The sequence below is a fragment of the Cognatundibacterium crateris genome (assembly GCF_010078235.1).
GTDB classification, from domain to species: Bacteria; Pseudomonadota; Gammaproteobacteria; order Burkholderiales; family Burkholderiaceae_D; genus Undibacterium; species Undibacterium crateris.
Genome location: NZ_JAABOS010000004.1, coordinates 134,053 through 159,589, shown reverse-complemented (window position 1 = coordinate 159,589; position 25,537 = coordinate 134,053). Strand labels below are relative to the sequence as shown.

Annotated in this window: 22 protein-coding genes; 14 read left to right on the top strand and 8 right to left on the bottom strand. The window is 52.3% G+C overall.

From position 1 onward, the window contains the following. Window position 1: 1 nt before the first annotated feature. Window positions 2-955 (bottom strand): cell envelope integrity protein TolA, encoded by a 954-nt coding sequence (tolA, locus tag EYB48_RS09140; protein ID WP_162020045.1) that lies wholly within the window; start codon window positions 953-955, stop codon window positions 2-4. A 439-nt stretch (window positions 956-1,394) separates the two neighbouring features. Here tolA and EYB48_RS09135 point away from each other — a divergent pair, with 439 nt between their 5' ends. The 5 genes from EYB48_RS09135 (at window position 1,395) to EYB48_RS09115 (ending at window position 8,387) form a co-directional block, all read left to right on the top strand. Beyond that, window positions 1,395-2,468, top strand: coding sequence for a hypothetical protein (locus EYB48_RS09135; RefSeq protein WP_162020044.1), 1,074 nt, complete (start codon window positions 1,395-1,397; stop codon window positions 2,466-2,468). Continuing rightward, window positions 2,465-4,303, top strand: a complete 1,839-nt coding sequence (locus tag EYB48_RS09130; protein ID WP_162020043.1) for an AAA family ATPase — start codon at window positions 2,465-2,467, stop codon at window positions 4,301-4,303. The genes EYB48_RS09135 and EYB48_RS09130 overlap by 4 nt, the downstream gene beginning before the upstream one ends. After that, window positions 4,300-4,956, top strand: a complete 657-nt coding sequence (locus tag EYB48_RS09125; RefSeq protein WP_162020042.1) for a 4Fe-4S single cluster domain-containing protein — start codon at window positions 4,300-4,302, stop codon at window positions 4,954-4,956. Before EYB48_RS09130 ends, EYB48_RS09125 begins: the two co-directional genes overlap by 4 nt. Window positions 4,957-4,980: 24 nt before the next feature. Continuing rightward, window positions 4,981-7,371 (top strand): protein kinase domain-containing protein, encoded by a 2,391-nt coding sequence (locus EYB48_RS09120; RefSeq protein WP_162020041.1) that lies wholly within the window; start codon window positions 4,981-4,983, stop codon window positions 7,369-7,371. A 206-nt stretch (window positions 7,372-7,577) separates the two neighbouring features. Next, complete coding sequence (locus EYB48_RS09115) at window positions 7,578-8,387, top strand: MipA/OmpV family protein (protein ID WP_162020040.1); 810 nt, start codon at window positions 7,578-7,580, stop codon at window positions 8,385-8,387. A 168-nt stretch (window positions 8,388-8,555) separates the two neighbouring features. Here the strand turns inward: EYB48_RS09115 and EYB48_RS09110 are convergent, their stop codons facing one another. Next, window positions 8,556-9,245, bottom strand: coding sequence for a hypothetical protein (locus EYB48_RS09110; protein ID WP_162020039.1), 690 nt, complete (start codon window positions 9,243-9,245; stop codon window positions 8,556-8,558). Window positions 9,246-9,492: 247 nt separating this feature from the next. On the opposite strand from EYB48_RS09110, the gene EYB48_RS09105 reads away from it, so the two are divergent. Next, window positions 9,493-10,644 carry an acyltransferase family protein gene (locus tag EYB48_RS09105; protein ID WP_162020038.1) on the top strand — a complete coding sequence of 384 codons (1,152 nt, stop codon included), beginning with the start codon at window positions 9,493-9,495 and terminating at the stop codon, window positions 10,642-10,644. Between the two features lie 100 nt (window positions 10,645-10,744). Here the strand turns inward: EYB48_RS09105 and EYB48_RS09100 are convergent, their stop codons facing one another. Together EYB48_RS09100 and pepN are read right to left on the bottom strand one after the other, a co-directional pair. After that, complete coding sequence (locus EYB48_RS09100) at window positions 10,745-11,746, bottom strand: class 1 fructose-bisphosphatase (RefSeq protein WP_162020037.1); 1,002 nt, start codon at window positions 11,744-11,746, stop codon at window positions 10,745-10,747. 66 nt (window positions 11,747-11,812) lie between these two features. Then, complete coding sequence (gene pepN / locus EYB48_RS09095) at window positions 11,813-14,491, bottom strand: aminopeptidase N (protein ID WP_162020036.1); 2,679 nt, start codon at window positions 14,489-14,491, stop codon at window positions 11,813-11,815. 435 nt (window positions 14,492-14,926) lie between these two features. Here pepN and EYB48_RS09090 point away from each other — a divergent pair, with 435 nt between their 5' ends. Next, window positions 14,927-15,550: a DUF4136 domain-containing protein gene (locus EYB48_RS09090; protein WP_162020035.1), complete on the top strand. Its 624-nt coding sequence runs from the start codon at window positions 14,927-14,929 to the stop codon at window positions 15,548-15,550. Between the two features lie 55 nt (window positions 15,551-15,605). Here EYB48_RS09090 and EYB48_RS09085 read toward each other — a convergent pair whose 3' ends face one another. The 4 genes from EYB48_RS09085 to EYB48_RS09075 all read right to left on the bottom strand — a co-directional run bounded on the left by EYB48_RS09085 (window position 15,606) and on the right by EYB48_RS09075 (window position 19,980). Continuing rightward, the gene (locus EYB48_RS09085) at window positions 15,606-17,747 is read right to left on the bottom strand and encodes a DUF1631 family protein (RefSeq protein ID WP_162020034.1); all 2,142 of its coding nucleotides are present in this window, start codon (window positions 17,745-17,747) and stop codon (window positions 15,606-15,608) included. A 105-nt stretch (window positions 17,748-17,852) separates the two neighbouring features. Next, window positions 17,853-17,984: a hypothetical protein gene (locus tag EYB48_RS19375; RefSeq protein WP_268895141.1), complete on the bottom strand. Its 132-nt coding sequence runs from the start codon at window positions 17,982-17,984 to the stop codon at window positions 17,853-17,855. Between the two features lie 92 nt (window positions 17,985-18,076). Further along, on the bottom strand, window positions 18,077-19,051 hold the full coding sequence (locus EYB48_RS09080; RefSeq protein WP_162020033.1) for a quinone oxidoreductase family protein: 975 nt from the start codon (window positions 19,049-19,051) through the stop codon (window positions 18,077-18,079). Between the two features lie 11 nt (window positions 19,052-19,062). Further along, window positions 19,063-19,980, bottom strand: coding sequence for a DMT family transporter (locus EYB48_RS09075; RefSeq protein ID WP_162020032.1), 918 nt, complete (start codon window positions 19,978-19,980; stop codon window positions 19,063-19,065). A gap of 84 nt (window positions 19,981-20,064) precedes the next feature. Here EYB48_RS09075 and EYB48_RS09070 point away from each other — a divergent pair, with 84 nt between their 5' ends. From EYB48_RS09070 to rlmH, 7 genes are all read left to right on the top strand, one after another. Further along, window positions 20,065-20,451, top strand: coding sequence for a hypothetical protein (locus EYB48_RS09070; protein ID WP_162020031.1), 387 nt, complete (start codon window positions 20,065-20,067; stop codon window positions 20,449-20,451). Continuing rightward, window positions 20,438-21,163: a YebC/PmpR family DNA-binding transcriptional regulator gene (locus EYB48_RS09065; RefSeq protein WP_162020030.1), complete on the top strand. Its 726-nt coding sequence runs from the start codon at window positions 20,438-20,440 to the stop codon at window positions 21,161-21,163. Before EYB48_RS09070 ends, EYB48_RS09065 begins: the two co-directional genes overlap by 14 nt. A 1-nt stretch (window position 21,164) precedes the next feature. Beyond that, a complete protein-coding gene (purD, locus tag EYB48_RS09060; RefSeq protein ID WP_162020029.1) occupies window positions 21,165-22,439 on the top strand; it encodes a phosphoribosylamine--glycine ligase in 1,275 nt (424 codons plus the stop codon). Window positions 22,440-22,546: 107 nt separating this feature from the next. Further along, window positions 22,547-23,458, top strand: coding sequence for an oxygen-dependent coproporphyrinogen oxidase (gene hemF / locus EYB48_RS09055; protein ID WP_162020028.1), 912 nt, complete (start codon window positions 22,547-22,549; stop codon window positions 23,456-23,458). Next, on the top strand, window positions 23,449-24,117 hold the full coding sequence (nadD, locus tag EYB48_RS09050) for a nicotinate (nicotinamide) nucleotide adenylyltransferase (protein WP_162020027.1): 669 nt from the start codon (window positions 23,449-23,451) through the stop codon (window positions 24,115-24,117). The genes hemF and nadD overlap by 10 nt, the downstream gene beginning before the upstream one ends. Window positions 24,118-24,121: 4 nt before the next feature. Continuing rightward, window positions 24,122-24,790 carry a ribosome silencing factor gene (gene rsfS / locus EYB48_RS09045; protein ID WP_162020026.1) on the top strand — a complete coding sequence of 223 codons (669 nt, stop codon included), beginning with the start codon at window positions 24,122-24,124 and terminating at the stop codon, window positions 24,788-24,790. 101 nt (window positions 24,791-24,891) lie between these two features. After that, the gene (gene rlmH, locus EYB48_RS09040; RefSeq protein WP_162020025.1) at window positions 24,892-25,362 is read left to right on the top strand and encodes a 23S rRNA (pseudouridine(1915)-N(3))-methyltransferase RlmH; all 471 of its coding nucleotides are present in this window, start codon (window positions 24,892-24,894) and stop codon (window positions 25,360-25,362) included. The last annotated feature ends 175 nt before the right edge of the window (window positions 25,363-25,537 follow it).

The window sequence follows — 25,537 nt, the reverse complement described above, 5'->3', positions numbered from 1 at the left end:
ATCACTCTTCTTTCATTTTATAGACCAAGTCCAGGCTGGACGGTGCGTTACCCGACTTATCTTTCGGCAGTGGCGAAGATTTTTCTATCGCCTTGGCCACCGCATCATCAAATGCCGGTATCCCTGAAGATTTCAGTTTGCGCATACCGCCACGCAAAGAGCCATCCGGGAACAGCTCAATACGATACTCCACGGTGGGATTGCTACCTGCTGTCTCAGCCGCTCCATAACTCATATTCGAGCGAACTTTAGCCGCGATTTTCGCCAGATAGCTAGGGTCGCCACGATTATTACCGGTCGACTTTTCTGCCGTGCCGCTGCCACCGCTGCCGGTGACACCCGCCTGGGCATTCAGACGCTGCATCTGTTCTTTAAACAGCTTATCGGAAGCGGCTTTGTCTTTCGCTTCGCGCGCCTTCTGATCGGCCAGCTTTTGTTTATCGGCTTTTTCGCGCTCTTTCAGCTTATCGCGCTCTTTTTCCCGCTCACGCTCTTTTTCACGTTCACGTTCCTTTTCACGTTCACGCTCTTTTTCACGCTCGCGTTCTTTTTTCAGCTGAGCTTCTTTTTCAGCCTGGCGTTTTTCTTCGGCCAGTTCGCGCTGACGCTCCAGCTCCTGTTTTTTCAGTTCTGCCTGACGCTTTTTTTCCTGCTGCAAGGCGATGTCGGGATCTTCACGCGGCGCTTCCACTGGTGGCGCCGGGGCTTTTGCTACAGGCTGGGGTTCCGGTTCAGGCTCGGGTGCAGGCGGCGTTGGCAGCGGTGCTGCCTCGCGAGTAGTCAGATCCCAAACTTCCGCCTCGACCGCAGTCGAAGCCTGATTTTGCCAACTGACGCCCACCCAAAGAAAGCCTAACAAGGCCAGATGCACGGCAATAGCAAGCGCCAGACCACGCACCGGCAAGGGTTTTTGCTGCTGAAACGACAAGTGAGCAGGTTGAGAAACGGAATTCATAGGACACTTCGATTTTATTCAGGCGAGTTAGTTCCCTGAACATACTAAATTGGCAGAACAGACTGCAGAGCTGCTCTGGCTCGAGCTTGAAATTATAAACGTAGTATCGCTCTTCTCCCTGAGGACTTACACAAAATTATCCCGTCAGCGCTGACTGGCAAAGGCTCACGATCAGTCAATTTCAGAAAAACCGGGAATCGTCCTGCCACCCGGGGGGGGGGAATTGGGGTAAGTCCTGCATCTGTAAAATACGGGTTTTCCACAGGCGAAACTGACATTTTCACCTGATTAATCCCCGGCAGCGATGAAACTAAAGCGCCAAGCAATCACGCTCTTGCTATTGTGTGTCTTTTTTGTTGCCCGTGTTATATTGCTCAACCTCTATAGTACAGTCGCTTTGTGACGACGGTACTAACCAATTGACGAGCTTTGTTCAGCCATGAGCGGACCTATAACAGCAGTATTTACTACCTCTGATCCATTCACCGTATTACTGTCGGCTGCCATCCTGCGCGCCGCCATCTCTGTGGCCGGTGCGCGCGCAGCGGCTGCGGAACTGGCCGGCGAACATCAGCGTCAGCGCGATGCCCAAACCCTGCTCATGGATCAGGCCGGTGCTGCCAGCCGGAATGCGGTACAACAGCAGCTTGACGAGGCAGAACAACTGTTCACGCATTTGCTTGCGCTAGGGGATAAAATTGGACTTGCCGCCCAACTCAGCGCCAGCAAGCCACAACGGCCACAGCAAGAAGATGAGCAAACGCTGGCGGCCTATGCGTTTCAATTACAGATGCTGAACCTGGAATTGCAACCCTTAATCGAAGCCGAAGCCTTGCGCCGCGAGCGCAGCCTGGATGCGCAGGCCGATGCGGATTTCGACCAGGCGACCGCAGCAGCAGTGCCACAGTCCCTGGCGGCACGCTTACTGCAACGCGTAGCACATCTGCAACAAATCCCAGCCAGCATCAGCGATCTGGCCGCGCAACTGGCGCAATCTCTGCCCGGCGCGCAAGCAGATTTGCTGGCGACCGAACTGCGCTTACAGATACAAACTGCGTTAGAAGCCGACCTGCAGCGCCAGCTACAGGAAGCCAATGCGCTGATCATAGGACAAACCCTGCAAGACCTGGGTTATCAGGTCGAGGATATCGCCGAGACCCTGTTTGTCGATGGCGGCACCGTGCATTTCCGTCAGTCCAGCTGGGGTAATTACATGGTACGCATGCGTATCGACCCGAAAACCAGCAGCGCTAACTTTAATGTGATACGTGCCGTCAGCGAAGCGGACAACGAACGCAGCGTGCTCGATCATTTAGCCGAGGACCGCTGGTGCAGCGAATTCCCGGCGCTACTGAAAGCGCTGGAAGCACGCGGCTTACATTTACAAGTCACGCGCCGGCTGGAAGCAGGCGAGCTGCCGGTACAACTGGTCGCTGCGCATAAACTGCCAGTCTTCACGGATGCCTCGCCTGTACTGCATCATCGTCAATTAAGAACCCGACAATTACCATGAGTCTTAGCCAAGCCCGCTGGTTACAGGATCTGCAGCGCCTGTTAGCAATACGCTCGCAATTTGTGATTTCAGGCAGCATACGCGACAGCTTTTTGACGCCCGTTGGCGAAACACAGGCACTGGTGCCGCTGGCTCGCGCCTTATGGGAAGCGCTCAGGCAGCGTGATTTCCGCTTCTTACTGATTTTTGATCCGGCAGATGGCTTGCGCGTCTACCCGGATGAACCGGTTGCGAAAGAACTGGCTTGCCGTTTATTTGATCTGAAGTTATGCGATGGCTATCAGATGATGAGTCTGGAAAGCCTGGCAAAACTGATGAAACGCGTCAGTGCAGAACGCGACGCACGCTGCGCGCTGGTCCTGGACTTCGCTTCGCGTCTGACGCGCCATAGCGAGCAATTGAGCGAAGCTGAACATCGCTTCTTTATCGCGGCTGAAAAACTGTCCCTGTATGCAGCGCCTGTAGTGCCGCGTGAAACCGGCGGCCCGCCTTTGTTTAATCCGGTCTGCTGGCTGGTGAACCGGGCCCAGGATCTGCCCTCCTGGCTCACGCTGGACAGTGAACGTATCGCCAGCCTGGTGATAGCCAGGCCGGATTATGAAACGCGGCACGCGGCTGCGAATCAGCTGGCTCCGCTGTTTGCCGGTTATAACGAAGCCAGCCCGGCAGCACGCGAGCAATTCCTGAAATCCTTCACGGAAGGGACTGAGGGCATGTCGCTGACGGCCTTATCCGACATCACAGAGCTGGCCGACCGTCAGCAACTGGGCATACGCATGATCGATGATGCGGTGCGTTGCTACAAAGTCGGTGCACTCGATAATCCCTGGCGCAAAGACTATCTGCGCGAAAAAATCCGCAATGCGCATCAGTTCATTGAAGACCGTGTCAAAGGCCAGCATCCGGCCGTCGTCAAAACCCTGGATATTCTGAAGCGTTCGGTGATGGGCCTGACTGGCGCGCAGGCCAGATCCGGCGGCAGCCGTCCGCGCGGCGTATTGTTTTTTGCCGGACCTACCGGGGTCGGCAAAACCGAATTAGCCAAGACCCTGACACAACTGGTATTCGGCGATGAACGTGCCTATCTGCGTTTTGATATGAGTGAATTTGCGGAAGAGCATAGCAGCGCACGCCTGCTCGGTGCACCACCCGGTTATGTCGGTTTTGATGCAGGCGGCGAACTCACGAATGCGGTCAGGCAAAAGCCATTTTCTGTCGTCCTGTTCGATGAAATTGAAAAAGCCCACCCGCGCATTCTGGATAAATTTTTACAGATACTGGAAGATGGCCGCCTGACCGACGGGCGCGGTGACACGGCGTATTTTTCTGAGACCATCCTGGTCTTCACCTCGAATCTCGGTATTTTTGTCGAAGACCAGCATGGGCAGCGCAAGCAAAATGTGCAGCCGGGTGAAACCTATGATGCGGTCGAAAGCAAGGTGCGCGATGCCATCGGCAATTACTTCAAATTCAAATTATCCCGCCCTGAATTACTCAATCGGATAGGCGATAACATTGTGGTCTTCGACTTTATCAACCCTGAAGTCGCGGCCAGTATTTTTGATGGCATGCTGCGTAATGTCGCGCGCCGTTTATTTGAAGAATGCAAAATTCAATTATCTATGCCCGCAACGGTGCGTCAGGAATTGCTGTCACGCTGCACCAAAGACCTGAGTCATGGCGGCCGTGGCATAGGCAATCAGCTTGAATCCTGCTTCATCAATCCTTTGTCACGCGCCATGTTTGAGCTGGACCTGGAAGGCAAACAAAAACTCATCGTGACGGGTCTGCAGGAAAGCGATAAAGTCATCAGCCTGCAAATACAAAGCGCATGAAAATCGCGATTAATAAAGCCCATTATCCAGTCACCGTACTCGGACCTGGCAAGCGCATCGGCATCTGGCTACAGGGGTGCAGCATAGGCTGTAAAGGCTGTGTATCGCAGGATACCTGGGCAACTGATCCGGGTAAGCAAATGACGGTGGCAGGTTTACTAAGCTGGTGTCGCCGGGTAGCAGCCGCCGGACTGGATGGCGTGACGATCTCCGGTGGTGAACCCTTCGATCAGCCCGCCGCGCTGTCTGCCTTACTGGACGCACTGCATTTCTGGCGCGAACAGGAGCAACGCGACTTTGATATCCTGTGCTACAGCGGTTATCCACTGCCTGCCCTGCAAAAGAAGCACAGCAAAATCATAGACAAACTGGATGCGCTGATACCGGAACCCTATATAGCCAGCCAGCCGCCGGACCGGGTCTGGCGCGGCTCGGCCAATCAGGCACTGATCACTTGTTCGGAACGTGGCAAAGCAATTTATGACGCTTATGCCGAACTGCCACTGGACAGCCAGCCCAAACGAATACAGACCATGCTCGATGGTCAGCGCATATGGTACATAGGCATACCGGCGCGTGGCGACATGGAAGCACTGGCCAGCCAGTGCGAAGAACGCGGCCTGCATTTTGACCAGGTCAGCTGGAGACAATAAGTGGGTGTTGAATGAGTAGCGAATATGAGTAGCGAATACATACGGCTGTGTCCGGGCTGTCAGACTGAAAATCCAGCCACCAGCCTGCGCTGTGGATGCGGTGCGCTGCTGACTGGCGTTGATCTGAGTCTGCCCAAAACGTTGCAAGTCAGTTTGCCTGCAACAGAAAAACCGGTTGCGCCAGCAAGCATCGCTGAGATTTCCAGCCAAAAACCAGTTACCAATCTGCGTTGCAGCTATGAGGATTGTGAGCAGGATAATCCGCCTGGCAGCACAGCTTGCCTGTACTGTAATCGTGCACTCGCCGCTCAGCCTGCCGATGCGGGCACCAGTCAGATCCAGAGCCTGCTGCGGCTGCCTGCAGAACTGGCTACCCGTTATCAAATCCTGGCACCACTGGCGCAGCAAGGCGCGGAAGCTGAATTACTGTTGATACAAAGACTGCAAGATGAGCAGCGTTTTGTGCTCAAGCTGTACCGGCATGGGATGCAGGTCAGCGCTGCGGTTCAGGAGCGCATGGCACAGATTCCGGCCGCCCATAAAGTGGTGGAACTGGAATCCGGCCGTTCAGAGGGCCATCATTTCGAAGTGCTCGAATATTGCGCCTCCGGCTCGCTGCGTCAGATGATGTCTGAGGGACGGGCCGCCAGCCAGCTCGAAGCCATCATCCGCGAACTCGCCACCGCGATCGCCAGTGTGCATCAGGCTGGCTTGTTACACCGCGATCTGAAGCCGGAAAACATCCTGCTACGCGCCACACATCCGCTGGATCTGGTGCTGACTGATTTCGGCATTTCTTCCGTCATGGATGCCACCCAAAAGCTGACCGGCGCTGCGCGCACCTTGTATTACGCCGCACCGGAAAGCTTATCTGGCGTACTCAGCGCGAAAACGGACTTCTGGGCGCTGGGCATGATAGTGCTGGAAATCGCGGCTGGCCGCCACCCATTTGCCGGTCTGTCAGAAGCTGTGATCCTGCATCAGCTGACCACACGCGAGCTGGATCTGAGCGCGATCAAAGATGGCTATCTGCGCAAGCTGCTGCAAGGCTTACTGCTACGTGACCCGCAACAACGCTGGGGTGAAGCTGAAGTGCTGCGCTGGCTGGCGCGTGATCCCAGCCTGCCAGCTCCGGTTGAGACGCAGACGATGGCAGGCTTTCACACGCCATATCACATCGGTGCCGATATCTGTCACACCAAACCGCAGTTAGCGGTGGCACTGTCGCGTAACTGGACAGAAGCAGCTGGCGATATCGCGAATGGTCAGTTGCTGGCCTGGTTCCGCGATGTGCAAAAAGATCAGAATGCAGTCAGGGTACTCATTGATTTACGCAGCGATCACCAATTATCGGTCGATGTGCAATTGCTGATCCTGATTTTGTTCCTGGCGCCGGGCATCCCCCCAGTCTGGCGCGGCGAATCAATTGAACTGCCGGATATACTGCGCAAAGCGAATGCGGCACTAAAGGGAGACGAAACTGCCGCCGCCTGGCTGCATCAGCTGTACATCCACGATGTATTGGAGATCTATGCCAATGCAGGAAATGCGGCAAGTCAGGATATCGTACAAAAGTGGCAGCTCGCAGCCAAAGCCTATGTGCAGAGCTGGCGCGATGCACAGACCCTGATCAAAGAAAATAGCCCTAAGTATATTCCTGGCGAATACGTGAACATCGATCAGCTGATGTATGGCAGCACGCGCCAAGCCAGCCCCTCACTGCTCAAAGTACATCCGCAATTGCTGGCGATTTCCTATGACCCGAAATGGGCAGACCGCTTAAGACTGCGGCTGGAGCAAGCCTATACTGGTTTGCAAGCCTATTGCCCCTGGCTGTCTGCACTGGGCGACATCGCGGGAGCGCCAGCATCCATGTTATTGGTAATGGATGCATTGCTGCCTGATGCACGTGCAGCCGTCGACAAGCAGAAAAAAGCACAACTGCGGCAAGCGGAAGCTGCAGATGAAGAATTAAAAACCGCCAAGCGCAATCTGGACTCCATCATCAGCGATATCCGTGCGGCCTGCCGCCGCAATCTGATGCTGGGCGATGCTGCGGCCGAGCTGCAACTGGCGTTGGATCGCCTGTTCACGCTTGCGATACATCTGCGCAGCGCAGAGCATATATCGCCAGACTGGATGGAATTTAAAAAGCGCATCACTCGCACTGAACGTCAGTGCCAGCGCATTGCTACCCTACTCGATCAGTTGTCTGAACGGCGCACCGAAAATCAGGGCTGGCTGGGGCGCGACATGCTGGTCGCATTTGTACTCGCTGCTTTCATATTGCCTGCCATATTGGAGCGCAGCGTATTTTTACTGCTCTTGTTTGGCTTACTCGGTTTGCTGTTCTGGCGTTTTTATCCGGTCTATCAAAACGCACAAAAAATCGAGGAACTAGGGAGCAGCTTATAAGCCTTGCCAGCCCATGCTTGCATGGCGCCTGCTGCTGAACCGGAGTGCTTAACTAAAGTCCCGTTTCCTGCCCCCTCTCGCATCAGTGGATTACGCTTTGTATTCCCGTCTTGCCTGTAGCAGCTTGATTCAGCAGACTGCGAAATTCCACAGCACGCACCCGGCCAGTCCGATGTGCAAACTGTACGAACCAGCACAGGTGAGAGATGGTGAAAAGCTTAGAGATAACAGGACGTTTATGCAGCGCTGCAGTGCTGACGCTAGTCTTGCTCTCATCCGCCAGTGCGCAGGAAGTCAGCGCACCGGTTGGCAATCATCGTGCCTTGCTGGGATTGGGTGCCGCCTATTTACCCGACTATGCAGGAGCAGAAAACAGTCGCCTGGTACCTGCGCTGTTTGCCGAATACCAGAACGAAGAAGGTTTTTTTGCCAGCACTACACGCGGCTTGGGTAAGCTGACGCGTCACACAAACTGCACCAGCAGCGTAGCACTGTCTTATCGTGCCGGCCGCTCAGAAAATCCTACACTACTGTATTTGACGCATACCGAAGCCCTGCACGGCATGGATGATATCGCGGGCACGATAACGGCAAATCTGGGATTAAGCACCCGCCTGACAGATAGAGTGACACTCAGCAGCATGGCCGCCATCGCTTTGAATCAGCCAGAGAATGGCAACAGTCTGCAACTGGGTATCAGCGCTGCAATCTGGCGCAGCATGAGTGATCAGATTGAATTGAAGACGACTGTGCATTACGGTGATGCCAGCTACAACCAGCGCTATTTCGGCGTCAGTACGTACCAAAGTCTGCGCAGCGGTTTACCGGTGACGATGGGTTCCGCTGGCTGGAATCGCAGCCTGTCCAGCATAGCCTGGACCCATGTGATCGATCAGAACTGGTCGGTACGCACATTGGCAGGCATTCAGCATATGCTAAACGACGCCGCGGATAGTCCACTCAGCAAGATGAGTGACAATTTGCTGTTGATCAGCACGGTCAACTACTCGTTTTGATTTTTTTAAGTATTTTTAAATTTAGCGGCATTCACAAGAAAACGAAATAAGCCCACAGTCGCCAACTCAGGTTCTCCCCTTTCAGGCTTGTCTGCATCTCCTTGCAGCAAGCCTGTTTTTCTTTGCCTGGCGAATCTGCCACCAGCTGTCACCCGCGATCTGACCAGGTTAAGGTCGCTGTACAGACAGCAGTATTCGCTTAAATTCTTCGCGGTTGGCCGCATAGTCACTGGCCCGGCTCCACATCGTCAGGTAGACATTCTGCTTAGCGATACGGTAATGTGCCGCCATGAAGCGCAATGGCTGTTGCGCTAACCTATCTTTACCCACATACTCAAACATGGATACCTTATTTCCATGAATAATAATCTCTTCAAATCGTTCCGCCGCGAATTCACTTAGCTGTGCCTCTACGCGCTGATAAAGTGCATCCCGGTTATCTGACCAGGCCAGCAAGGGATTCTGTTCGTAGACAGCAATAGATAACGCCGCTTCGGTCTGCCGGTTCTTCATGAAGTAAGTGTACAAAGGTGTTGGTGAGGGTGCAGACTCCCAGCGATTAGTCACATCCAGCTGTATATCATGGGTCAGCCTGATCTTGCGAAAGGTCACCGTATCAGCACTGCCTATCGCCGCTTTAATGACCGGCTCTGAACCAGCTAAGGCTAGCTGTTTGCACTGCATACGCAAGTTACGCGAACGCTGTTCCGCCTCTATATCGTAAAAACTCAGGTCTGTACTGGAAGGCTGAGGAATGGCATAAGACCAGACCCCACAATCTGGCTGTGACGCAGGTGGCGGCAATTGCGTGCATGCGTTAAGCAGCAAGGAAATCGACAGCAATCCATATTTTTTCATTGTTATACGATCCAGTTTGCTAAGTAGATTTTACTTTTCAAGTATATAACTTTTCTGATATTCAGACCTTATGAAAATTTCAATTGACGAAGTGTTTTTTTAATTCCGGAAAGAGGTACTCATCTTGTAGAGCGCAATGAATGCGATACATTGCATCGTATCTTTATGCAACTGCTTTAGCTAAGTCATGAAAATTGAGACAATTGAAGATGTACAATAAGATTTTCTTTAAGTAAGTTCTCTCATCTTGAACCAATTAAGTGCCTTTGCCGCCCTGGGAGTTATCGCATCCGGATTACTAGCTATTTTTTTAAGTAGCAAAGTATTTCCGTCAAATGAAACAACTGGACGCTTTTCAACCATCGATGGTCTTCGTGGTTATCTCGCCTTTTTCGTTTTTTTGCATCATTCGTGCATATGGTATTTTTATTTGCATACGCATAGTTGGGAAGTACCGCCATCGAACTTATATACCCATTTTGGACAAAGCAGTGTCGCGGTATTTTTTATGATTACCGGTTTTTTATTCTTCACAAAATTATTTGACGCGCACAAGCATCCAATTAGCTGGAAAAAATTATACATCTCCAGAATTTTCAGAATCGCACCACTTTACTATTTTACGATTGCTGTGTTGCTGATCATCGTTGCAATTCTATCCCGAGGCGAGCTTAACGGGCCATTGACAGATATTCGACATGAAATATGGCGGTGGATACAGTTTACGGTTTTCGGCGCGCCCAATATTAATGGTATCGAACACACGGCGCTGATCGTTGCAGGGGTTACCTGGTCTATCGCCTATGAATGGGTTTTTTATTTATTACTGCCACTCGCTTCCTTAGCCTTCGGTTTACGGCCATCAAAGAAGGCTTTATTTGTCGGAATACTGGGGCTAGGCATAGGAATCAGTATGCACGCCGACTTGAAATTACTTGGCGTTTTTTTGTCAGGCCTCACCGCGGCAGCTTTAGTCAGGTCAGATCAATTTCGAGCTATTGCAAAACGCAAAATTTCATCCCTGATTTGCATTTTGTGCGTAGTGATAACTGTGGAATTTTTCGACTCGGCTTATTATCTTCTGCCTACCCTGCTCCTGACTGTAAGTTTTTCAATCATCGCAGGCGGCAATGATCTATTCGGCATTCTCTCAAATTCATTATCGATCAACCTTGGCCGCCTAAGTTACAGCATTTACCTCATGCATGGATTGCTGCTCTTTATCACCTTCAATTTCGTACTGAGTCCCATCGATCTGCTAAGCTATTCTTCAGACCAATACTGGTTGCTCATCACAGTAATGGCACCTGTCCTGATTTTTATCAGCACGCTGACTTTTCATTTCATTGAACAGCCCGGATTAAAATTTGGCGTGAAACTCGCGAATAAAAGTAAATAGCGGCCCTTACAAAGTAGTAAAAAAAAGGCGAAGCTGATTGCTTCGCCTTTAGATGCACAGGCAGACCCAGCACTTTTCTGCTGCGTCTGCCGTTCAGGTTTTACTCCTGGTGGTAGCTGGTCACGCGTTCCACTTCATTTTTCGAACCCAGGAAAACGGCGACGCGCTGATGCAGGCCGGTAGGCTGAATGTCCAGCATACGTTGCTTACCATTGGTTGCAGCGCCACCCGCCTGTTCAACCAGGAAGGACATAGGGTTGGCTTCATACATCAGGCGCAGCTTGCCCGCTTTATCCGGTTCACGCTGATCAGCCGGGTACATAAAGATACCACCACGATTCAGAATACGGTGTACATCGGCCACCATGGAAGCGATCCAGCGCATATTAAAATTCTTAGCGCGCGGACCAGTTTCACCCGCCAACATTTCATCCACATAGCGTGTGACTGGCGGATACCAGTGACGGCTATTAGACGCGTTAATTGCGAATTCCTTGGTATCCGCTGGAATCTGCATGCCACGCTGTGTCAGTACCCAGGAACCCATTTCGCGATCGAGCGTGAAACAGTTCACGCCATTACCGGTGGTCAGCACCAATACGGTTTGCGGTCCATAGACTGCATAACCTGCGGCGACCTGTTTGCTACCTGGCTGCAGGAAGTCTTGCTCAGTCGGTGTGCCCATGCCATCCGGTGCTTTCAGTACCGAGAAAATGGTGCCGATAGAAACGTTGACGTCGATATTGCTGGAGCCATCGAGCGGATCAAACAACAGCATGTATTCGCCCATAGGATAACGGTTAGGAATAGGATGGATGCTTTCCATTTCTTCCGACGCCATCGCTGCCAGGTGACCACCCCACTCATTGGCTTCGAGCAGAATTTCGTTCGACAGGATATCGAGTTTTTTCTGCACTTCACCCTGGACATTTTCGCTGCCTGCAGTGCCCAGCACTTCGCCCAGTGCGCCTTTACCAACTGCATGGCTGATGGTCTTGCAAGCACGCGCAACCACTTCAATCAGCAAACGCAATTCGGCTGGAATAGAGTTATTCAGCCTTTGTTCTTCGACCAGATATTGGGTCAGACTTACACGTTTCATGATGCTCCTTTATTAAAAATCGGCTTGCGGTGCGCTACTTGCGGCACCGCAGAATGCAGCGCCAGCTTATGCGGCCAGCGCCTTAGTCACTACCTCGGCAACGTCCTTAGACAGCTTCTTCGTAGCCGCCACTTTTTCCAGAGCAGCACGCATTTTTTCCTGCAAATGCAGAGGGTATTTTTTCCAGCGATCCAGACTGCGTGCGAGGCGCGCTGCAACCTGAGGATTAATCTTATTCAACGCGATCACCAGCTCAGCCCATAAGGCATAACCACTGCCATCAGCCGCATGGAATTGCGCAGGGTTCGCATTGCAGAAGTTAAATGTGAGGCTGCGCGCACGGTTAGGATTATTCAGTGTGAAGGCCTTATGTGTCATCAGCTCTCTGACCTTAGCCACATCGGTGGTATGCGCAGTCGCCTGCAGCATAAACCACTTGTCGATCACCAGAGCTTCCTTCTTAAATTCTTTGTAGAAGTGCTGCAATGCTTTAGCCGCTACTTTCTGCTGTTGAGGCTGGCCACGGAAATTGCTGATACCAGCCAATGCAGCCAAGCGGTCTGTCATATTTTCTGCATCATAGAACTGGGTTTTCGCGAGTTCAAAGGTGGATTCATCGACCCATTCCAGCAGATAGGACAAGGCCAGGTTTTTCAGACTGCGCTTCGCCATCGACACCGCATCCGGGCTGAACTTACCCGGGGTCAGATGTTGTTCATAGGCAGACAGCAAATCAGCCCGCAAATGCTGGCTGATCTGCGCACGCGCAAACTGACGCGCAGTGTGGATAGCCTGAGGATCAACCACTTCAAATTCTTCTGCAATCATTGCTTCTGAAGGCAATGTCAGCACCAGTTCGCGGAAGGCTGGATCAAGTGTGTCATTGTTCAGTGTGGCGCGCAGGGCTTCGATAAACATACTATCCAGTTCCAGCGGCTCACCGGCCTGCACGGCTTGGGTCAGACGCACCAGACGGCGCGTCGCCAGCCTTTGGCCCGCTTCCCAGCGGTTGAATGGGTCGCTGTCATGCGCAAGCAGCAGGCCCAGCTCTTCATCGCTGTAACTGATATTCAGCACGACTGGCGCAGAGAAATTACGCAACAGCGAGGCAACCGGCTGTTCCGTGACCTGAGTGAAGCGGAAAGTCTGGCTGGCTGCGGTCAGTTCCAGCACCAGGCTATTTACACCAGACTGTGCTTCATAACCTTCGCAATGCAAGGGCATATCCTGACCTGCACTGTTGAGCAAGCCCATCGCAACCGGGATATGGAAAGGCAGTTTTTCAGCCTGACCCGGAGTCGCCGGGCAGCTTTGGCTCAATGTAATTTCATAGGTTTGTGCAGCAGCGTCATAGTGCGTTTGCACATCGACACGCGGCGTACCGGCCTGGCTGTACCAGCGTTCAAACTGAGTCAGGTCACGTCCATTGGCGTCAGACATCGCGGCACGGAAATCATCACATTCCACTGCCTGTCCATCGTGACGTGCAAAATACAGATCCATGCCTTTACGGAAGCCCTCATGACCGAGCAGGGTGTAATACATGCGTACGACTTCCGACCCTTTTTCGTAAATCGTCACGGTATAAAAATTATTGATTTCCACGAAGGAGTCGGGACGCACCGGATGTGCCATCGGGCCTGCATCTTCGGAGAACTGTACCTGACGCAGCACACGTACATCTTCGATACGTTTCACCGCACGGCCAGTGCTTGTGCCCACCAGGTCGGCAGAAAATTCCTGATCGCGGAATACTGTCAAACCTTCTTTGAGCGACAACTGGAACCAGTCGCGGCAAGTCACGCGATTACCAGTCCAGTTGTGGAAGTACTCATGCCCGACCACAGATTCTATACCCGCATAATCGACATCCGTTGCAATACTTGGATTAGCCAGCACATACTTGGTGTTGAAAATATTCAGGCCCTTGTTTTCCATCGCGCCCATATTGAAGTCACTGGTCGCCACGATCATAAAGCGATCCAGATCCAACTCCAGCCCGAAGCGTTCTTCATCCCAGCGTATGCTGTTTTTCAGTGAGTCCATCGCATGCTGGGTTTTATCCAGATTGCCCTTCTCCACCCAGACCTGCAGCAACACTTCGCGGCCTGAGCCCAGCTTGTATTTCTCTTCCTGGCAAACCAGACTACCCGCCACCAGCGCGAACAGATAAGACGGTTTCTTGAATGGATCTTCCCACTTGGCGAAATGACGGCCATCACCCAGATCACCCTGTTCGATCAGGTTGCCGTTACCAAGCAAGACAGGGAATTTCTTTTTATCGGCGCGTAAAACAACGGTGTATTTGGCCATCACATCCGGACGGTCAGGGAACCAGGTAATTTTTCGAAAACCTTCCGCTTCACATTGGGTAATGAAATTCCCATTGGAAGCATACAAGCCCGACAAAGAAGTATTTTTTGATGGTTTGATCAGGGTTTCGATTTCCAGCACCACTTCATCCGGTGCATTGGGAATGCGCATGGTTTCGCCGTCTATCGTGTAGGCGGATTTTTTCAGATTCACGCCATTCATGCGTAATTGCAGCGTCTTCAGTTCGGCACCGAACAAAACCAGATCTTTTTCGGCACTGTCAGGATTACGGCGCATGGTAAGGCGGGTCGCCACATGCGTGGCATCAAGATCAAGATCGAAGCCCATTTCTACGGTGTCGACCCAATATCCGGGCGCAACATAGTCTTTGCGGAAAATGGCTTGTGGAGTCGCTGCGGTATCGTTACGCATATGCTGGCTGTCTCGTGAAAAAAGTTGGAATAGCAAAGCCCCACCGTTCAGGCATGACACTTGAGCAGTCCTTCAGGCGGCACTAAGCAGCTTGAGGCTGTGCTGCGCGTCTGCGGCGTCCAGTACCGGCGTCTTACCGGGTGATGGGTGCGAATGCTGCCTGTGAGTAAAGCGCTTTGATCAGAGCTGCATTTTACCAATACCAGACCTGATCAAGGCGATTTGCATTGACTCCGACCAAGCAAAATGAAGAAAATTTGGGAAATATCCCTGTTTTTCAGTAAAAACAGCGCATGATCACAGATGCGCAGCAAGCGCCCCGCTACTGTGCTGCTGGCTTACAGATACTTGAGCTTACAAGCCGAAATGGAACGAAATTCAGTCAGAGGCTATCATAGTCATGTGCATCCTTATGTGCGCAATCAGGAGAAAACCATGAAACATTTGTTCCGCCCCCTCATACTGGTCGCCGCCGCGCTGATACTAAGTGCCTGTGCGACCACCTTCAGCAGCCAGGTCAGCGTCTTTCAGGAATGGCCTGCCAACCAAGGTAAATCGTATATCGTAGAACGCGCCCCGGCCCAGGAAAACAATCCTGAATACAAATTCTATGAAGAAGAATTACGCAGACAACTCGATGCCAAGGGTTTTCAGCCGGTCGCAACCGGAGCCATCCCACAAGTCAAAGTTTCCATCGTCTATGGCAGCAATCTAAGTGAAGTGCAATTCACTGGCTTTGGTCATCCGGCTTTGTATGATCCGTTCTGGAGTCTGCACTTCCGCCGTGGCTATTTTTATCGCCCTTATTATTTTGCGACCGATCCCTACTTCCCGCTGCGCGCCTCGGACCTGAACCTGCGCCGTTATTATCTGCATCAGCTGGAAATTAACATCACCGATGCGGTGACAAATAAAAAGCTGGCCGACATCCGCGCCTCTAGCGAACAACTGAGTCCGCAGATTTCGCTGTACATGCCCGATCTGATCGAAGCTGCTTTACTCGGCTTTCCACAAAAAAATGGCAGCACGACTCAGGTCGAACTGCCATCAAAAAAATAACAGCGAAATAACAGCGCTTGCGGCACAGGCCGCTGCGCCTGTTTTCGCCTGAGACTCAGGCCGGTGGATCGCGCAGAGCCTCAACCAGCGCGCGGTCCACAATGGAGCTGGCCGAAATCATGACGGCATCGCCATGCCGGAACTGGGTAATCAGCTCATCGCTGGAAATCGAAAATGAGTCATGGCCCTGGCGGCTGGTGAAGATATAACGGGTACGTTTAGGGCTAACCCAGGCCAGTTTAAAGCGTGTCGTCACATCGGCGCTGTTGGTGAAATCAACCCAGACACCACGCTCAAGCTCATCCACCAGTTGCAGCCATTCATCCGGTGCCTGATCCCCATGATCCAGCACATGCCGGTTCAGGCGTTTCTCACTCGCGCGTTGCGCAATATTCACTGCAATTTCCAATTGCCGGCGCGGTGACAGTTCCAGCGGTGCACGCGCAATCGCTGCATGACGCTCGGCCAGCTTAGAGAAAAACAACACGCGGTCTGGTTCGTCCCACTTGATGGCATTCAGCCAGGCATTGAGCAAAGTCAGCATGGCGGGTAGCTTGCTGACCAGTTCTTTGCGCTCTTCCGAACTGTTCTTGGGCTTCAGGCTCCAGATCAGATCATCCATCGTTCTGAGTGCATTTTCCAACGCGTTCGGCTTTTCTTCTTTGACGTTGTGCGCGATGGTCAGGATGCGTATCCACTGATTGCGCAGAAAATCTTCCAGGAAGCCGGCAACCTCACCGGTTTCAACCCGGATGGCCACATCGTTTTCAGCAAACTCGCGCGCCAGCCGCATCTTTTCCTGCTTCAGAGCGAGTGCGACCGGCTCAGAAATTGCTTCATCAGCCTGTTGTTCCTCTTCCTTCAGAAAAGCTTCCAGGTCCGCCACCACGTCAGAAAAAAGATCAATCTGCTCATCAAATTCCTGCTGCACGCGTTCGACCACGCCTTCTATCATTTGATACAAGGGATCTTCCGGCGCAGCCTCACTGCCCAGCAGCACGCTGGATTTCGCCAGCGTATCGATCAGTACGCGGGCCGGATGACTGTCTTTAAAAAAGAAGTCCTTATCCATCAACGCCACTTTCAAAGTGGGTATTTGCAACTGCCCTATGAGGGTTTTGATATCAGATGGAATGCTAGGATCATTGAACACATAATCGAAAATACGCGCGAGCAGCTCTATCGTATTCTGATCAATATGCGTCAGCTCGGTGTTGCTGGCCTGCTGGCTCAGCTGACGCAGATAGATGCCCTGTCCATTCTCACTTGCAGCTTGCTGCTGACGTTGCAAGCCGGTCAGATAATCAAAAAACTGGCGGTCTATCGTCACCATCTCCGCACCGGACATGCCATAGGACTGGTCATAGTCCCCCTGCCGCTGCAAGTCCCGCGACTGATCCGCCGCACCACTGCCAGGCTTAGGCGAGAAAATATTCCTGAGTTTATTTTCCAGGTAAGGATCACTGGACTCCATGTCTTCACGCCGGCTAAAACGTCCGCGTTTTTTACTTTCGCGCTTAGCCTCATCAATATCGACCAGTACACCACGCTCTATGAAAGCCTCATTCAGCCCCTGATACACATTGGCCAGTTGCAGGAAAATCTCCGGTTGCAGCAGGCGCAGTACCAGATGCTGACTCTCCTTATTACTGTCGAATTCTTGCCAGGCTTGCAGAAATGCGGAAATAAACACTTCCGGCCGGAACGGATTTTGCGAGACGCTGATAGGCGTGCGTCGCAGCACATGGCCAATACGGATGTTCAGCGCCACAAGATGATCGGCATTATTGACTTCCAATGCTTTCGCCAGATTGGTGGTCAATACCTTATTCTCCATCTCTTCAAAAGTCACCAGCGAAATATCCTGCGCCTCGCCCGCCTCTTTGAATTTTTTTCGGGTATTGACCACGCTGACTTCTTTGGCCAGCGCGGCATTAATCTGCGAAGCAACGATACGGTAAAAACTGGTGTGATTGCGCTTGAGCTGCTGATAAGTCTGGAAGCTGTTAGCTGCCTCATCAGGACGTACATTCTGATCTGACACTTTAAACAGCGCCTGTGTCAGGCGGGAGGCAAAAGCCTCCAGCTGGGATGACACCAAATTGGTCGCCACAGGTACCAGGCTTTGCAACAGCAGCAAGCGGCTGGAGTTAGAAAACTCATTTTTTTTGGCGATATGTAAAGGAATGGTGTCCATAAATTGAATTCATAGTGTGCTCTGTACTGCACGGTCTGCGCTACCTGGCCTGCACTGAAGGACTTGCCCCACAGCTGGCCATGACCGGGACCAGACTGACTCCGGTCAGCGCGAATAAAATGCTTCGGATGCGACGGTAATTGCCACGACTGTCAACACAGCCAGGAACAAGACTATCAGCAAACGTCCAAACTGGGGCTTCTCTTCCTCATCATCTTCAAAATGCGGCTCGGCCATCACAACTCCTCTCTGATTAAGCTGGATATTCCGGAAACCCGGAACAATGCGGGGCAACCCGGGGGAAACAGGCAGTACATGTCAGGTTCCCGTCACGGTATGATCAGACTGGAGCCTGTGGTTTTCCTGGCTTCAAGTTCGCGGTGCGCCTGCGCCACATCTGCCAGGGCATAGCGCTGCCGTACATCGACCTTGATTTTGCCGCCCTGAACCATAGAAAACAGCTGTGCCGCCATATGTTCAAGATCCGCACGCCGTGCGGTGTAATGCAGCAGGCTGGGTCGGGTAATGAACAGGGAACCACGTGATGCAAGCTCGGACAGAGAAAAATCCGGCACCGGTCCCGAGGCATTACCAAAGCTAACCATCATGCCCAACGGCGACAGACAATCCAGCGATCCTTTAAATGTCTGCTGACCGATGGAATCATAAACAACGGGTACGCCTTTGCCATCCGTTATTTCCCTGACTCGGTCCACAAAATTCTCTTTATTGTAATTAATCACATGGGTGCAACCATGGGCTTTGGCCAGTTCCGCTTTTTCATCGGAACCGACCGTCCCTATCATTTGCACGCCGATTGCACGCGCCCACTGGCAGGCGATCAGGCCAACACCACCGGCGGCAGCATGGAACAGGATGGTTTCACCGCCTTGCAAATGGAAAGTACGGTGAAACAGATACTGCACGGTCAGTCCCTGCAACATCATGGCTGCTGCGGTCTCAAAACTGATCCCTTCCGGCAGTCTGACCACATGGGCGGCGGGCATAACACGCGCTTCGGCATAGGCACCATTCGGACGCGCTGCATAAGCTACCCGGTCGCCCACCTGCAAACCATGTACATCCGGACCTAACTGTTCAATCACGCCGGCTGCTTCCATACCTAATCCGGCTGGTAATTCCTGCGGATACAAGCCGGTGCGGAAATACACATCAATAAAATTTAAACCACAGGCATGATGGCGCACCAGAATTTCTCCCGGTCCCGGCGTACCCAGCTCCACGTCCTCGTACTCCATCACTTCCGGACCACCGGTACGGTACATACGGATTGCCTTCACCATCACGACCTCCCTTATTTTTTAGTCGATAACAAATACATGCCACTCAGTACCAGTGCCGTTCCCAGTAATTGCCAGCCGGTGACCGGTTCAGCCAGCAACCAGGCGCCCAGAAACAAGGTCGATACCGGACCTATCATGCCAGCCTGAGAGGCAGTTGCCGCACCTATACGCTTGATAGCCATCATCGTCAGAAATACGGGGAACACCGTGCAAAACAAAGCATTGAACAATGACAGATAAATCACAGTATCAGGTTGATTCCACACGGAAATTGGCCGGATCGCCAGACATTGTGTAATGCATGCAACACTTGCGATACACATGGCATAGGACACCAGCCGCAAAGTACCCAGGCGTGCCAGCAATTGTCCCGACTGCATCAGGTAAGCGGCATACGAAACAGCAGCGCCAAGTACCAAGGCCGCCCCCAAAACCACATTGTCTGCGCCCCAATGCAAATCATGCAAAAACACCAGCACAATGCCTGAATAACTGAGCAATAAGGCGCCCAGTTCCAGCTTCGTTACCTTACGCTGGTACAAAATCATTGAGAAAAACAGCACAAAACTAGGTGTCAAAAACAAGATCAAACGTTCCAGCCCGGCGCTGATATATTGCAAGCCCAGAAAATCCAGGAAGGAGGACAGGTAATAACCGGTCAGCCCCACCAGCAGCAAACGCCATTTTTCACCCGTACTGAGCCGCAAAGGCTGACGCATCTGCATCATCGCAATCACGGCAAACACCGGCAATGAAAATGCCATGCGGAAAGCGATTAAGGTAACAGCATCCAACTGGTAGCGGTACAAGAGTTTTGCAACAATTGCTTTCGCGGAAAACAGGATGGCACCTGCCGTTGCCATCGCAAGGCCGGACAAATAATTCCGTCTAGAAACAATGAGTTGAGATGAAGTCTTCATGACAGACATTGTAAGCGCTATCTATCCTTACCTGAAAACAAGCTAATTGCCTTTTGCAAACAAAGACCTGCCGATAATTGACAGCCACCGAAAATGCGCAAATGGAATGGTAAAAAATCACAAGCACTTCTTACATATGCAAGGAAAACAATACAGCGCAAGTCCTTACAACAAAGTGTCAGCAAATGTACATTTACTTACAATTTACCTGCGAATGATGGCGATTTAAAGGGAACTTTATGGCCGCGTACTTTAATTTGTCATGGCAGGGTTGATACACAAGCATCCCTGATCCCGAAAAGTCTTGGCCTTCAGCTTTGTAATTCATCAACTTTTCTTCTCTTCACACCGGATTTGGAAATGTTCTCTCAGGGCGATATGGTAGAATGTTGCCCTTCAATATCTAAAAAGCCAGGCAAATCAGCCACCTTTGCGTGTGCAAATGCCGATTCAGGAAAGAGCGATCATGGCAGGACATAGTAAATGGGCCAACATCAAGCATAAAAAAGCTGCGACCGATGCAAAACGCGGCAAAATCTGGACCCGTCTGATTAAGGAAATTACCGTTGCTGCCAGAATGGGTGGCGAGGATGTCGACTCCAACCCACGTCTGCGTCTCGCTGTTGAAAAAGCGGCCGACGCCAATATGCCGAAAGAAAACGTCTCGCGTGCAATTCAGCGCGGCGCTGGCACACTGGAAGGCGCTAATTACGAAGAAGTACGTTACGAGGGTTACGGCATAGGCGGCGCAGCGATCATCGTCGACTGTATGACAGACAACCGGGTACGTACCGTAGCGGAAGTACGTCATGCCTTCAATAAATTTGGTGGCAATATGGGCACTGAGGGTTCGGTCGCATTTTTGTTTACGCATTGCGGACAAATGCTGTTTGCACCGGGCACAAATGAAGATGCACTGATGGAAGCCGCGCTGGAAGCCGGTGCCGATGATGTGATTACCGATGAAGAAGGCGGTATCGAAGTCATTTGTGCACCCTTCAGCCTGTCTGACATACGTTCCACGCTGGAAGGCGCTGGTTTCAAACCCGAAGTGGCGGAAGTCACCATGAAACCGAGCACAGAAACCGTATTCGCCGGCGACGATGCGATCAAAATGCAAAAACTGATCGACGCGCTGGAAAATCTGGACGACGTACAGGAAGTTTATACCAACGCCATCATTGAAGAATAATATGAAAATTCTGGTTGTCGGCTCAGGTGGCCGCGAACACGCTCTTGCCTGGAAACTTGCTCAATCTGAGCGGGTACAAACTATTTTTGTTGCGCCGGGCAATGGCGGCACAGCGAGTGATGCCCGCCTCAAAAACATTGCCATCAGCGATCCGGCAGCATTGGCAGATTTCGCTGAACAGGAACATATCGCGCTGACCGTGGTTGGCCCGGAAGTGCCGCTGGCAGCAGGTATCGTGAATATTTTCCGTGCCCGTGGCCTGAAAATTTTTGGCCCGAGCAAAGAAGCCGCACAACTGGAAAGCTCTAAGGATTTCGCTAAGTCCTTTATGCAGCGCCACCATATCCCAACTGCCGAATACCAGACCTTTTCTGATTTGCAGGCAGCGCATGCCTACATCGATGCCAAAGGTGCACCTATCGTGATTAAGGCCGATGGTCTGGCCGCCGGCAAAGGTGTGGTGGTTGCGATGGATTTGCATGAAGCACATGCCGCGGTCGACATGATGCTGTCCGATAATAAGCTCGGCGATGCCGGTGCACGCGTCGTGATCGAAGAATTCCTGGCTGGCGAAGAAGCCAGCTTTATCGTGATGGTAGATGGCAAAAACATCCTGCCACTGGCCACCAGCCAGGATCACAAGCGTTTGCTCGATCAGGATGCAGGTCCGAATACCGGTGGCATGGGCGCCTATTCCCCGGCCCCTATCGTGACCCCGCAATTGCATGCACGCGTGATGCGCGAAATCATCGTGCCTACGGTACAAGGTATGGCCAAAGACGGCATCATATTCACCGGCTTTCTGTATGCTGGCCTGATGATCGATGATCAGGGTAACCCTAAGACGCTGGAATTCAATTGCCGCATGGGCGATCCTGAAACCCAGCCTATCATGGCGCGCCTGAAAACCGATCTGGTGCAGGTGATGGAACATGCAGTCAATGGCACACTGGACAGCGTGGAACTGGAATGGGATCGCCGCACTGCGATGGGTGTGGTGATGGCAGCAGCTGGTTATCCGGATGCGCCACGTAAAGGCGATGTGATCAGTGGCATTCCGCCGGAAACCGCAGATAGCGTGACTTTCCATGCCGGCACCAGCCTGAACGATAAAACCCTGCTCAGCAGCGGAGGTCGCGTATTATGTGTGGTGGGTCTGGGCGACACCGTCAAACTGGCGCAGAAACACGCCTACGATGTTGTCGAAAAAATTCATTTTGATGGCGCACAATATCGCCGCGATATAGGCTGGCGCGCACTGAACCGCAAACACTGATACGTGACGGAGTGTGTACTCCGTGACTCAACTGGATGGGTTGGACGCAGTCCAGCCCGTCTTGCTTTATAACCCAGGCATTACCAAGGCACAATCAAGGCATTCTGATGAAGGATACGATGACAGATACGCAGGCAGTCAAGTCTTACTTCTTGTCCTTACAGGCTAACATCGTACAGGCACTGGAGGCCGCTGATGGCAAGGCTTTTCTCACCGATAGCTGGGAACGCCCGGAAGGCGGCGGCGGTATTTCACGCGTGATCGAAGAAGGCCAGGTATTTGAGCGTGGCGGTGTCAATTTTTCACATGTGATGGGCAATAACCTGCCGCCATCCGCTGCGGCCAGCCGTCCGGAACTGGCAGGCCGCAAATGGGAAGCGATGGGCGTTTCACTGGTACTGCATCCGCGCAATCCCTATGCGCCAACGGTACACATGAATGTACGCTTCTTCACGACACATGCAGAGGGCAAGGAAGCAGTCTGGTGGTTCGGAGGCGGTATGGATCTGACGCCGTATTACGGTTTTGAAGACGATGCGCGTCATTTTCACCAGACCTGCAAAACCTCACTGACACCGTTTGGTGATGATCTGCATGCACGCTTCAAAAAATGGTGTGATGAGTATTTTTATCTGAAACACCGCAAAGAAGCGCGTGGCGTAGGCGGTATCTTTTTTGATGATTTTAACCAGCTCGATTTTGAACAAAGCTTTGCAATGACGCGCAGTGTCGGTGATGCTTTCATCCCGGCCTATCGCCCTATACTTGAAAAGCGCTGCGGACTCGCCTATGGTGAACGGGAGCGTGACTTCCAGGCTTATCGCCGTGGCCGTTATGTGGAATTCAATCTGGTGTTTGACCGCGGTACGCATTTTGGCCTGCAATCGGGCGGACGCACAGAATCGATACTGATGTCGATGCCACCTATCGTTAAATGGCGCTACAACTGGACGCCGGAAGCAGGTAGTCCGGAAGAACAACTGAGCACCCATTTTCTGGCGCACAGGGAATGGGTATAAATCAAAGCGGACCGCGTCTGCTGGTGTTAGGCGGCAGTTTTGATCCGGTACATGCCGGTCATCTGGCGCTCGCACACAGCCTGTGTCTGCAACTCAGGCCACACCAGTTAAGAATTATCCCGGCGGGACAGCCGTGGCAAAAAAACGCTCTGACGGCTACATCGGAGCAAAGAGTCAGTATGCTGAAACTGGCTTTTGAAACATGGACACTCTGTCCGGTCATGATCGACGAACAGGAAATCCAGAGAGCGAAGCAGCAGCAGGTCAATTACACCGTAGACACGCTGCGTGCTTTGCGGCAGGAATCAGGCAGCCAGGCATCCATCAGCTTTGCGATGGGTGCAGATCAGCTGCAGAACTTACATACCTGGCGGCAGTGGCGCGAACTGTTTGACCTGGCCCATCTGTGTGCGGCAGCCCGCCCCGGATTCAGCCTGGAGATAGCCGCACCGGAAGTAGCACAGGAATGGAGACGCAGGGCGAGCAGTGCACTCACCATACAGAACACCCCGTGTGGCGGGAGTTTTCTGGAGCCGGAACTGGCGGTGGATGTGTCAGCGACCCAACTGCGCGCAGGATTACATCAGCATAACCCGACAATGAGATCACTAGTTCCTCACAAGGTGCTAGACTACATACAACAACATTCAATTTACTGAAAAAATGGATATTAAAAAATTACAAGCCCTCGCCGTTGATGCCCTGGAAGATGTTAAAGCGCAGGACATACAACTGTTTGACACCGTTCATCTGACCAGCCTGTTTGACCGCGTTCTGATCGCTTCCGGTACGTCTAACCGCCAGACTAAGGCGTTGGCAGCGTCGGTACGCGATAAAGTCAAAGAAGCCGGCGGCGAAATCGTCAGCGTAGAAGGCGAAGCCACCGGTGAATGGGTACTGGTTGATCTGGGCGACATGGTCGTTCACATCATGCAGCCAGCGATCCGCGCCTACTACCGTCTGGAAGAAATCTGGGGCGACAAACCAGTCAAACTGGGCGCTGCTAAACGCACCACCAAGAAAGTCAGCGAAGATGCTGAAGACAAGCCTAAGCGCGCACCACGTAAAACTGCTGCTAAAGCTGCTCCGGTAGAAGTCACACATGACATGATGGCGATCCAGACTACGCTGGATGACGAACCTAAAAAGACGCGCAAGCCACGTACCGTCAAAGCGGCTGATGCCGAAGCTAAGCCAGCACGTAAAACTGCTGCGCCTAAGGCTGCTAAAGTACCAACCGGTGCACGCGTCAAAGTGGCGGCGACAAAAACAGCAACTGCTTCTGCCAAAGAAGCGGCAGCCAAGCGTCCACGCAAAAAAGCGGCTGAATAAGCTGCGCTGCTGTGAGGCGGCACTTGCCTGCCTCGCAAACTCCGACAATGGCTGCCTTGGGCAGCCATTTGTTTGTCAGTGATCTCTCACGCAAAAGTGCTATGCAATTGATAATCGCGGCCGTAGGCCACAAAATGCCGGACTGGATAGAAACCGGTTTTCAGGAATATGCCAAGCGCATGCCGCCGGAATGCCGTATCCATCTGAAAGAAATCAAACCGGTGGAACGCTCAGGCAGTAAAACCGCAGAAACCGTGATGGCACTGGAAAAGGCCAAGATCGAAGCCGTCATCCCCAAAAATGCACGTGTGATTGCGCTGGATGAACGCGGTAAAGACTGGACCAGCGTGGCACTGTCGCAGCAACTGACGCAATGGCAGCAAGACGGGCGCGATGTGGTATTCGTGATCGGTGGTGCAGATGGACTGGATGCCGAATTTAAAGCCAAAGCCGATACCCTGGTGCGCATTTCCAGCCTGACCCTGCCACATGGCATGGTACGTGTTTTGCTGGCTGAACAACTGTACCGTGCCTGGTCTATCACGCAAAATCATCCTTATCACCGGGTATAAATCGACACTCTGGCCCGGTTAACACAGGTTCGCAGCAGATCACTTGAGGTAGGCAGCACCATGAAACTCCATTTATATAAACATCTTTTTGCTTGCCTGGCCCTGCTCTTCATATCGTTTCAAGTATGTGGATCTGTTGAATCAGCTTCTAAAGAAGCGGATCTGAGTCTGTCCG

Excerpts from the sequence above, each read along its gene's own strand:
- EYB48_RS09075 (WP_162020032.1), bottom strand. The coding sequence starts at position 19,980 with ATGTCTGTCATGAAGACTTCATCTCAACTCATTGTTTCTAGACGGAAT.
- rlmH (WP_162020025.1), top strand. The coding sequence starts at position 24,892 with ATGCAATTGATAATCGCGGCCGTAGGCCACAAAATGCCGGACTGGATA.
- EYB48_RS09065 (WP_162020030.1), top strand. The coding sequence starts at position 20,438 with ATGGCAGGACATAGTAAATGGGCCAACATCAAGCATAAAAAAGCTGCG.
- EYB48_RS09110 (WP_162020039.1), bottom strand. The coding sequence starts at position 9,245 with ATGAAAAAATATGGATTGCTGTCGATTTCCTTGCTGCTTAACGCATGC.
- EYB48_RS19375 (WP_268895141.1), bottom strand. The coding sequence starts at position 17,984 with ATGGCCGAGCCGCATTTTGAAGATGATGAGGAAGAGAAGCCCCAGTTT.
- EYB48_RS09070 (WP_162020031.1), top strand. The coding sequence starts at position 20,065 with ATGCGCAAATGGAATGGTAAAAAATCACAAGCACTTCTTACATATGCA.
- hemF (WP_162020028.1), top strand. The coding sequence starts at position 22,547 with ATGAAGGATACGATGACAGATACGCAGGCAGTCAAGTCTTACTTCTTG.
- EYB48_RS09085 (WP_162020034.1), bottom strand. The coding sequence starts at position 17,747 with ATGGACACCATTCCTTTACATATCGCCAAAAAAAATGAGTTTTCTAAC.
- rsfS (WP_162020026.1), top strand. The coding sequence starts at position 24,122 with ATGGATATTAAAAAATTACAAGCCCTCGCCGTTGATGCCCTGGAAGAT.
- tolA (WP_162020045.1), bottom strand. The coding sequence starts at position 955 with ATGAATTCCGTTTCTCAACCTGCTCACTTGTCGTTTCAGCAGCAAAAA.
- EYB48_RS09080 (WP_162020033.1), bottom strand. The coding sequence starts at position 19,051 with ATGGTGAAGGCAATCCGTATGTACCGTACCGGTGGTCCGGAAGTGATG.
- EYB48_RS09125 (WP_162020042.1), top strand. The coding sequence starts at position 4,300 with ATGAAAATCGCGATTAATAAAGCCCATTATCCAGTCACCGTACTCGGA.
- EYB48_RS09130 (WP_162020043.1), top strand. The coding sequence starts at position 2,465 with ATGAGTCTTAGCCAAGCCCGCTGGTTACAGGATCTGCAGCGCCTGTTA.
- EYB48_RS09100 (WP_162020037.1), bottom strand. The coding sequence starts at position 11,746 with ATGAAACGTGTAAGTCTGACCCAATATCTGGTCGAAGAACAAAGGCTG.
- nadD (WP_162020027.1), top strand. The coding sequence starts at position 23,449 with ATGGGTATAAATCAAAGCGGACCGCGTCTGCTGGTGTTAGGCGGCAGT.
- EYB48_RS09115 (WP_162020040.1), top strand. The coding sequence starts at position 7,578 with ATGGTGAAAAGCTTAGAGATAACAGGACGTTTATGCAGCGCTGCAGTG.
- pepN (WP_162020036.1), bottom strand. The coding sequence starts at position 14,491 with ATGCGTAACGATACCGCAGCGACTCCACAAGCCATTTTCCGCAAAGAC.
- EYB48_RS09135 (WP_162020044.1), top strand. The coding sequence starts at position 1,395 with ATGAGCGGACCTATAACAGCAGTATTTACTACCTCTGATCCATTCACC.
- purD (WP_162020029.1), top strand. The coding sequence starts at position 21,165 with ATGAAAATTCTGGTTGTCGGCTCAGGTGGCCGCGAACACGCTCTTGCC.
- EYB48_RS09090 (WP_162020035.1), top strand. The coding sequence starts at position 14,927 with ATGAAACATTTGTTCCGCCCCCTCATACTGGTCGCCGCCGCGCTGATA.
- EYB48_RS09120 (WP_162020041.1), top strand. The coding sequence starts at position 4,981 with ATGAGTAGCGAATACATACGGCTGTGTCCGGGCTGTCAGACTGAAAAT.